The organism is Pseudonocardia sp. SID8383, assembly GCF_009864975.1.
GTDB lineage: Bacteria > Actinomycetota > Actinomycetes > Mycobacteriales > Pseudonocardiaceae > Pseudonocardia > Pseudonocardia alni.
The window spans coordinates 1-2,010 of sequence record NZ_WWFY01000462.1 but is presented as its reverse complement, the minus strand read 5'-3'; the positions used below and the strand labels follow the sequence as shown (position 1 = coordinate 2,010).

Sequence of the window (2,010 nt, the reverse complement as noted above, 5' to 3'; positions counted from 1 at the left end):
GGACGCCCGGAAGGTCAGCACGCGCGCGTGCAGCACCGGACCGCCGGTCGCGCGGACGGTCGTCTCGTCGGCGCAGAGGCCGAAACCGAGGTCGGCGAGCGCGTCGAGGGTGCCGTCGGAGGCGATCCAGCCGGGCGGGGCGAAGCCGTCGGTGGACAGCCCGGTCGCGAGCAGGATCCGCCGGGCGCCGGTCAGCCGCAGGCCGGCCTCGTGCCGGGGCAGCGCCCCGAACTCGGTGCGGCGCCCGATCCGCGGTACGGAGCCGTTCTGCCAGGCGCCCACCGGGTCGCTCGTGTGGTCGAAACCGTGCAGGAGCAGGTCGTCCCCGGCGCGGACGCGGCCGGCGATCCAGCGGACCAGGTCGTCGCCGCGGCGCAGCGGCCCGTCGGGCCCCTTGGGCTGCACGAGGTGGGTCAGCGGCACGCCGCGCCGGTCCAGCTCCGCGGCGAACGCGGCGGCTCGGGCGCGGTCGGCGTCGTCGGAGTCGGTCAGGCCGGACAGCGAGACCAGCAGCGTGCTCATGGACCCCATCCGACCCGACCGAGGTGAACCCCGCGTGGAGTCACCGGATCGCGCGGACGACGATCGGCGGGCGTTCTCAGCGGGCCGTGAACCCGCCGTCCACCCGTAGTTCGGCGCCGTTGACCATCGCGGCCTCCGCCGAGGCCAGGTACACGACGGCCGCGGCGACCTCCGACGGCTCGGCGAACCGTCGCGCCGGGATCTCGGCGCGGTGCGCGTCCCCGGCCGGGTTGTCCCACGCCGCGCGACCCAGGTCGGTGAGCACGACCGTCGGCGACACCGCGTTCACCGTCACCCCGTGCGGTCCCCACTCGACGGCGAGGGTGCGGGTGAGCCCGTTGATCCCTGCCTTGGACGCGCAGTAGGCGGCGTGCTGTTCCAGCCCGCTGCTCGCCGCCTGCGAGGCGAGGTTCACGATCCGCCCGTACCCGCGCTCCACCATGACCCGGCCCGCGGCGCGCGCCATCAGCCAGGAGCCGGTGAGGTTGACGTCCAGGGTGCGGCGCCAGTCCTCGATCCGCAGCTCCAGGGCGGGGGCGAGCAGCGCGATCCCGGCCGAGTTGACCAGTACGTCGACCCGGCCGTGCCGGGCGACGACCTCCTCGACGCAGGCCGCCGCGGCGTCGGGGTCCGCGACGTCGACGACGTGCGCCGACGCGCAGACCTCCGGGACGCCGTCGGTGCGCAGGTCCGCGGCGGCGACCACGGCGCCCTGCCCGGCGAGTGCGCGGGCCACCTCCGCCCCGATCCCGGACGCCGCTCCGGTGACGAGGGCGACCGAGCCGGTGAGGTCGAACATCAGCAGTCCGTCCCGACGGTCTCCGCCTCGGCGAGGCGCTCGCCGTCGCGCCGGTCGTAGGAGTCGAGCGCGGCGACCTTCTCCGCCGACGCGCTGCCCGGGTCGAACCGGTGGTCCAGCCAGCCGGCGACCAGCATGCGGGCCAGCTCGATCCCGACCACGCGCTGGCCCATGCACAGGACCTGCGCGTTGTTGGACTTCACCGAGCGCTCGACGGAGAACGGGTCGTGCGCGGTGACCGCGCGGATGCCGGGCACCTTGTTCGCCGAGATCGCGACGCCGAGCCCGGTCCCGCAGACGAGCAGGCCGCGGTCGGCCTCGCCGTCGGCGACCTTGCGGGCGGCGGCGACGCCGATGTGCGGGTAGGCCGTGTGCCCGTCGGCGGCGACGCCGACGTCGACCACCTCGGCGACGCGGTCGTCGGCCTCCAGGTCGGCCTTCAGGCGCTCCTTGTACTCGTAGCCGGCGTCGTCGGCGCCGACCACGATGCGCAGCTTCTCGCTCACGTCTGCTCCTTCTGCGATGTCAGGACGTCGGCGACGGCCGTGACGATCAGGCCGAGGCTGGTCGCCCCGGCGTCGGGTGTGCCCACGCTCTTCTCGGCCAGCGGGCGGGCCCGGCCGATCCGGGGCCGGAGGTCGGCGGTCGCGCCGGCAGCGGTGGTCGCGGTCGCGGCGGCGGCCGTCCAC

4 protein-coding genes are annotated in these 2,010 nt (G+C 75.7%); all 4 read right to left on the bottom strand.

The window, feature by feature from the left end; genetic code table 11:
• Positions 1-522: DUF2334 domain-containing protein (locus tag GTW08_RS11330; RefSeq protein ID WP_161151883.1), on the bottom strand; the 522-nt coding region annotated here is incomplete at its 3' end.
• Between the two features lie 76 nt (positions 523-598).
• Positions 599-1,321, bottom strand: a complete 723-nt coding sequence (locus GTW08_RS11325; protein ID WP_073575826.1) for a GolD/DthD family dehydrogenase — start codon at positions 1,319-1,321, stop codon at positions 599-601.
• Positions 1,321-1,827, bottom strand: a complete 507-nt coding sequence (locus GTW08_RS11320) for a ribose-5-phosphate isomerase (protein ID WP_073575825.1) — start codon at positions 1,825-1,827, stop codon at positions 1,321-1,323. The genes GTW08_RS11325 and GTW08_RS11320 overlap by 1 nt, the downstream gene beginning before the upstream one ends.
• Positions 1,824-2,010: DAK2 domain-containing protein (locus GTW08_RS11315; RefSeq protein ID WP_161151882.1), on the bottom strand; the 187-nt coding region annotated here is incomplete at its 5' end. The genes GTW08_RS11320 and GTW08_RS11315, both read right to left, overlap by 4 nt.

Coding starts and splice junctions, on each gene's coding strand:
- GTW08_RS11325 (WP_073575826.1), bottom strand. CDS start 1,321: ATGTTCGACCTCACCGGCTCGGTCGCCCTCGTCACCGGAGCGGCGTCC.